Origin of the sequence: Dokdonella sp. (assembly GCF_019634845.1) — a bacterium.
In the GTDB taxonomy this organism is placed as follows: Bacteria; Pseudomonadota; Gammaproteobacteria; order Xanthomonadales; family Rhodanobacteraceae; genus Dokdonella_A.
The window spans coordinates 20653-27170 of the sequence record NZ_JAHCAQ010000025.1 but is presented as its reverse complement, the minus strand read 5'-3'; the positions used below and the strand labels follow the sequence as shown (position 1 = coordinate 27170).

Here is a 6518-nt window from a genome sequence, read left to right as displayed (position 1 = left end):
GCGCGCGGCGACCGGCGCGGCACTGACGTCGGCGAACTTGAATCCGTCGGGATTGCGGGCGCTGTCGGCAAGCCACAGCTCGACCCGCCTCCGGCACTGCGACTTGGCGGCGTCGGTCAACGCGGCCGGCGGCAAATCGCGCACCAGGGCGGCGTCGCCCGAGTGCGTGCTCAGGCACTGCACTGCGATCGCATCGAGCGGGCGGCTGGTGTCGCTGGCCCTGGCCAAGCCGCCGGCATGCAGCAGGGTCACGAGCTGCGCATCGGTAGGCGCCTGCTTGCTGCAGGCCGCCAGCAACAGCACAGCGGCAAGAATGGTCAGTCGGGTCATGGACAGTCTCCGGACGGGATATGGATCGGTAAGGTTGGGCGACGGCGCGGTGACGATGCACCGCCTGCCGTCAATGGCACGCGATCGGGAACGCACCGCTGGGGCCTACCCGGGTTGGACAGGGCTGCCTCGACGGACGGCCACCCTCGCCCGGAAGGCGGCCGCTGCGCGCGACGCGCGGTGTGACCGTGTCGACGAGTCGCGAGTTCCCTCGGACCGGCTGACGATGGGCGGGGCCATCGCGCAAGCTGCCGGCGCCTGCCACCGCGAGGCAATGGACGGGGCTGGTGGCGCGGCGGGCACGCGCCGATGACGCCCGACAATGCGCGCGGGATTCGATCGTGATTGGCATGGTTGGTGATTCTACCTGCGATCGGTTCACGGGCGACCTTCAGACCTCGCTCAGGTGGCGCCGCCTACGGTCTGAGGCCTGATCCTGTCACGGAGTCGCGGCGCATGCCCCGAGTGTTCGCCCTTTGCCTGCTCGTCTGCAGTTGCTTGCTTGCCCCCGCCGCCAGCGCGGCAGCGCAGGAGACCAGCGGCCAGATGGCGTCGGGCGCCTGGTACCGCATCGCGGTGCCGGCCGGCTGGAGCGCGGGCGACACCCTGATCCTCTACCAGCACGGCTTCGATTTCTCGGCGCCGGACGGGCCGCCGGGACTGGGACCGCTCAAGGACGTGGCGCTGGCGCAAGGCTATGCGATCGCCGCCTCGAGCTACCGCGAGCGCGGCTGGGCCATGTTCGACGCGATCGACGACAACCGTGACCTGGTGGCGCGGTTCACGCAACAGTTCGGCGCACCCGGCCACATGCTGCCGTTCGGAGGTTCGCTCGGTGGACTGGTGGCGCTCAAGCTGGCCGAGGCCGACGGCTTTCCGCCCGTGCAGGGCGTGTTCGCGATGTGTCCGGCCGCCGCGGGTTCGCGGCTGTGGGACTACGCGATCGACCTGCGCCTGGGGTACGCGGCCATCTGCGAGGGCGCCGGTGAACTGCGCCACGGTGCGCAGCCGCTGTGGTGGGCCTTCGACCTCGCCATGATCCCGGCCCAGCTGGGCGATCTGTCGGGTCTTGGCGGCATGCTCGACAACCTCGTCGTGCTCGACACGCTGCTGCAGGTCAACCGCTGCACCGGCATCAACCTGCCGCCGGCGCAGCGCAGTGCCGACAAGCAGCGGCGGCTGGCCGAGCTCATGGCCTATGCCCACCTCAGCGACGAACAGTTCCTGCTGACCAACATCGGTTACGCAACCTTCGGGCTGGCCGACATCGTGCGCGCGCCCGACAAGCTCGCGGGACTCAACCCGTTCACCACGGCAGGCGTCGACTATGGCGACGACCCGCTGGTGGCGGCGCGCATCACGCGCCTCATCGCCGATCCGGTCGCCGCGCAGGCACTGCGCGCGGCCTCGGACTTCCACGGCCAGGTTGGCGCCGCCAAGATCATGTCGCTGCACACCAGCCGCGACGAGCTCGTGATTCCGGCCAACCAGGAATTCATCCGCAACCAGGTGCCGTCCACGCAATGGGTGAGCGCGATCGTGGCCGAGGATGAGCCCAGCCATTGCGGCTTCAACGTCGCCGAAGGCCTGGCCGGCTGGGAAGCGCTGCGGGCCTGGATCAACGGCGCGCCGCAGCCGAGCGTGGCGCAGTTGCAGCAGGCCTGCCAGACCCTCGTCGCGAGCGGCGTCGCCGCCGGCCCCTGCCGGTTCGATCCCGCCGCCAGCTTCGCGTCGTTCGACAGCATCGTGCGGCCACGCACGGCTGCCACCGCGACCGCTCGCGGCCACTCCACGCACCGCAGCGCGCCGCGGCCGCCAGCACAGGCGGCGCCGCGACGCCGCGCGCTCAATCCTTGATCGGGTAGGTCTGCACCGCGCCGGCGTCATCGCGCGGCGCGGTGGACGGCCGCACCGTGGCGGCGTTGCCGATGCGGCGACCGCAATGCCAGGCCGCGAACGCCTGCTCGCCGTCGCGTGGCTCGCCGAGCGGCTGGATCGTGTCGGCGCCGATGCTGGCAGCCTCGTTGCGGGCCAGCACCTCGAGCTCGTCGCGCACCTTGAGGTCGCGGCGGTTGACCGGGCCGACGTGATCGAGCACCGACACCGTCACGCGTCCCTTGTCGACGCAGCCGCTGACGTTGCCGGTCCAGACGGTCTGCACGTTGCGGCCGCCCGAATCGAGGCGGATGCCCCAGCTGCAGGCGGCCAGGACAAGGGCGGTGCTGAGGCTGACGACGAATCCACGCATCACGGCTCGATCTCCAGGGCGGCGCGCGATGGTCGCAAGCGCGTGCTGAATCGGTGGTGAGGCTGGCTGCGGCGCAACCAGCCCCACCGCGCGGTCACGGCATCGGCTTGCCGTCGGCATCGAGTACCTTCAGCTCGCCGACGGCGAGCTTGCGCACGGGCTCCTCGATCTGCTTGAGGTCGCCGACCACGAACCAGGTCAACGCCTCGGGATGGATCACCTCGCGGGCCGCGGCGCGCACCGCGTCGTCGGTCTGCGCCTCCAGGCGCGCCTTGAGCGTGGTCACGTAATCGTCGGGCCGGTCGTAGAGCGCATTGCGCGCCAGCGTGCCGAGCACGGCCGAGGTCATCTGGAACGCGCCCGGCAGGCCACGCACGTCACCGACCTTGATCTTGTCGATCTCCTCGTGGGTGAGCGGCCGGTCGCCGACGACCTCGCGCGCCTCGCGCAGCATCTCGGCCAGCGCCGGGGCGGTCTGGTCGGTCTGCACCGGGGCGTACAGCACGAACGGGCGCTGACCGAGCGCGTCGCTGAGGAAGCTGCCCGCGCCATAGGCCCAGTGCTTGTCCTCGCGCAGGTTCATGTTGAGACGCGAGGTGAAACTGCCGCCGAAGGCGCCATTCATGGTCTCGATCTCGAGGTTGTTGGGCGCCTTGGTCGAGGGCGCGACCTCGCCGGCCAGGATCACGGTCTGCTGCGCACCGGGCTTGTCGAGCAGGAACACGCGCGGTGCCTGCGGCAGCGCGACGGCAGCGATGTTGCGCGAGGGGATCGGCGTGGCCGGGGCGTGCCAGTCGCCGAACGCCGCCTCGAGCAGCGGAATGATGCGCTCGAGCGTGGTGTCACCGGCGACGAGCAGGGTGGCGTTGTCCGGGCGCACGTAATCGCGCACGTAGCCGCGCATGTCCGCGACGTCGAGCGACTTGATCGAGGCTTCATCGCCCGACCCCGTGAACGGGATCGCATAGGCGTGGCCGGCGCCATACAGCAGCGGCGGCAAGGTGCGCAGCGCCAGGCGCGTCGGCTGGGTCTTTTCCTGCGCGATGCCGGCCAGCCACTGGCCGCGCACGCGCTCGATGTCGGCGCTGCGCAGGGCCGGATTGCGGATCACGTCGGCGAACAGTGCCAGCGAAGGCTCGAGTTCGGCGTCGAGCGCATTGAGCGTGACCGCGGCACTGTCCAGACTCGCACCGGTCGACACGATCGCGCCCAGCCGCTGGCTGCGCTTGGCGATCTCGACCGAATCGAGCGTGGTCGTGCCCTCGTCGAGCATGCCCATCGTGAACGAAGCGGTGCCGAGCTTGCGGCCCTGGTCGGCGGCAAACCCACCCCGGAACAGCATCTGCACCTGCACGACCGGAATCGCGTGGCGCTGCGCGAGCACGACCTCGATGCCGTTGCCGAGCTTGCCGCGCTCGATCTGCGGAAAGGTCAGATCGGGGAAGTTCGTGACCACGGGCACGCCCTTGCTGCGATCGACCGTGGATGGCACGGTGTGGTAGTCGGCCTTGGGCGGCAACTTGGCCGCCGGGCGGCCCGGCGCGGCCGGCAGGCCGGCGCGCTCGGACTCGTCCTCGGCCACGAGCTTCTGGCCTGGCTTGGCCGGCACCACGGTCAGGGTGTAGTCGCCGCGGGCCAGCCATTTGCGCGCGGCGGCCCGCACGCTGGCCGGGGTGGCGGCATCCAGTCGCGCCAGATCGCTGCGCCAGGCACCCGGATCGTTGCGGTAGACCTGCCCCTCGGCAAGGATCGAGGCCTTGACGTTGACGTTCTCGAGCGGACGGATGAAGCGCGCCCGCGTTGCCGTCTTGACCCGCTCGAGTTCCTCCGCGGTGGGGCCGTCCTTGAGGAATCGCGCCCACTCCTGCGCAATGGCGCGCTCGACGCGACCGCCATCGACACCGGCCTTGACGTCGGCGCTGAGCTGGAACAGCGAGGCCAGCGCGAACGACTGCACATCGGTCGACACCGCATCGACGAGCTTGTCCTGGTAGACGAGGCGCTGGTACAGGCGCGAGGTCTTGCCGCCGCCGAGCACCGCTGCCGCCAGCTCGAGCGGCACCTCGTCGGGATCGGCCAGATTCGGCACGTTCCAGGTGCGCACGATGCGCGTCTGCGCCACCGTATCGACCATGGTGTCGCGCGTGGAATTGCTGCGCGGCGCCGTCCACGGTTGCTGGCGCGCCACCGGCGGACCGGCCGGGATGTCGCCGAAGTAGCGCAGCATCTTCTCCTTCGCGACCTCGGGCGTGATGTCGCCGGCCAGCACCACGGTCACGTTGGCGGCGCCGTAGTAGTCGTTGAACCAGGTCTTGACGTCGGCCAGCGTGGCCGCGTCGAGATCCTTCATCGAACCGATGGTGTCGTGGTGGTAGGGGTGGTTGGCCGGGAACACGTTGGCCGAAATGCGCTGGTCGACCCGCCCATAGGGCTGGTTCTCGCCCTGGCGCTTCTCGTTCTGCACCACGCCGCGCTGTTCATCGAGATCCTTCTGGCCGATCGCGCCGAGCAGGTGGCCCATGCGGTCGGATTCCATCCACAGCGCCATGTCGAGCGCGGTGGTCGGCACGGTCTCGAAGTAATTGGTGCGGTCGTACCAGGTGGTGCCGTTCATGTCGGTGGCGCCAGCCAGCTCGAACGGACGGAAATATTCGTCGCGATGATTCTCCGAGCCCTGAAACATCAGGTGCTCGAACAGATGCGCAAACCCGCTCCTGCCCTTGGGTTCATCGGCCGAACCGACGTGGTACCACACGCTGACCGCGACGATCGGCGCCTTGTGGTCTTCACTGACCACCACGGTCAGGCCGTTGGGCAAGGTGAAGCGCGTGTACGGAATGTCGATGGCATCGCTGCCAGTGGCAGCGGCAGCGGTGCTGCCGAGAACGAGCGTGGCGAGCGCGCTCAACCAGAACTGACGCATGGTGGGAGTTCCTCGTGCAGGGTGGATGGAGTTGTGGGCAGGCAGCGGGTGCGCGGCATGGATACACGCCCTGCGCCAGCGTGCAAACGGACCTTCGAAGCACCGCAGGCGTCATCGTCGCGGCGCCGCGGCAATCGTCGGCCCGTGTCCGACTGGGCCGAAACCGCACAGTTTAGCGCATGGCGCATGCAACGGTACCGACCGCCACGACCACCCGGCGGCGCGCCGGCGGGCTGGCTCCCGACGCGGCGCTCGCCTCGGCGCTGACTGCGGCCACTGCGCGATTGGCCGGCCTGCCGCGCGCCGCCATAATGCGGTGTGCTCCACGTCATCCTGCACCAGCCGCAGATCCCACCCAACACCGGCAACGTGATCCGGCTGTGCGCCAACAGCGGCGCCGCGCTGCATCTGGTGCGACCGCTCGGCTTCGCGCTCGACCACGCGCGCATGCGGCGCGCCGGGCTCGACTACCACGAGTTTGCGCGCATCAGCGTGCACGAGGACTTCGCGGCCCTGCTGGCCGCGGTGCAGCCCCGTCGGTTGTTCGCGCTGTCGACACGCGGCGGCACGCGCTACGACAGCGTTGCCTATGCCCCCGGCGATGCCCTGCTGTTCGGTTCGGAAACCCACGGCCTGCCGCAACCGCTGCTCGACACGATCCCGCCGGCGCAACGCCTGTGCCTGCCGATGCGGCCGCACAACCGCAGTCTCAACCTGTCCAATGCGGTGGCCGTCGTCGTGTACGAGGCCTGGCGCCAACTCGGTTTCGACGGCGCTGCCCGATAGGGACCGCGGGCCTCGCCCACGGCGAGGCTGCGCCCACTGTCCGCGACTGTCCGCGAACGGTCGCGCACGGCCGCAACGACCACGTGCAGGCAACCGGCGCGGCCGATCGACGACGCCTGCGCGCGGGCTTGTGCAGCCGTGCCAGAGTGCTCGCGCACACGGCGTTTTTTGCAGCATTGGCGCGGGTTTGCGCGCGGCGCGTGACGCGCGTGCGGCGACGCGAGCGGGCTG

General features: G+C 70.0%; 5 protein-coding genes. 2 read left to right on the top strand and 3 right to left on the bottom strand.

Features of this window, described 5'->3' with window-relative positions:
- Nucleotides 1-330, bottom strand: a 330-nt coding sequence (locus KF903_RS14145) for a hypothetical protein (RefSeq protein WP_291216173.1), incomplete at its 3' end; no start/stop codon positions are given.
- A gap of 456 nt (nt 331-786) precedes the next feature.
- Between KF903_RS14145 and KF903_RS14140 the strand changes: the two genes are divergently transcribed.
- Nucleotides 787-2187: a hypothetical protein gene (locus KF903_RS14140; protein WP_291216171.1), complete on the top strand. Its 1401-nt coding sequence runs from the start codon at nt 787-789 to the stop codon at nt 2185-2187.
- Here KF903_RS14140 and KF903_RS14135 read toward each other — a convergent pair.
- Entirely contained in the window at nt 2177-2578 is a 402-nt protein-coding gene (locus tag KF903_RS14135) for a DUF4156 domain-containing protein (protein WP_291216170.1), read from the bottom strand. The two genes, KF903_RS14140 and KF903_RS14135, sit on opposite strands and share 11 nt — an antisense overlap.
- A 94-nt stretch (nt 2579-2672) precedes the next feature.
- Nucleotides 2673-5501 (bottom strand): pitrilysin family protein, encoded by a 2829-nt coding sequence (locus KF903_RS14130; protein ID WP_291216167.1) that lies wholly within the window; start codon nt 5499-5501, stop codon nt 2673-2675.
- A 318-nt stretch (nt 5502-5819) separates the two neighbouring features.
- Here KF903_RS14130 and KF903_RS14125 point away from each other — a divergent pair, with 318 nt between their 5' ends.
- A complete protein-coding gene (locus KF903_RS14125) occupies nt 5820-6287 on the top strand; it encodes a tRNA (cytidine(34)-2'-O)-methyltransferase (protein ID WP_291216164.1) in 468 nt (155 codons plus the stop codon).
- The last annotated feature ends 231 nt before the right edge of the window (nt 6288-6518 follow it).

What these genes read in the sequence shown, in the direction of transcription:
- KF903_RS14140 (WP_291216171.1), top strand. Translation starts at nt 787, where the DNA reads ATGCCCCGAGTGTTCGCCCTTTGCCTGCTCGTCTGCAGTTGCTTGCTT.
- KF903_RS14135 (WP_291216170.1), bottom strand. Translation starts at nt 2,578, where the DNA reads ATGCGTGGATTCGTCGTCAGCCTCAGCACCGCCCTTGTCCTGGCCGCC.
- KF903_RS14130 (WP_291216167.1), bottom strand. Translation starts at nt 5,501, where the DNA reads ATGCGTCAGTTCTGGTTGAGCGCGCTCGCCACGCTCGTTCTCGGCAGC.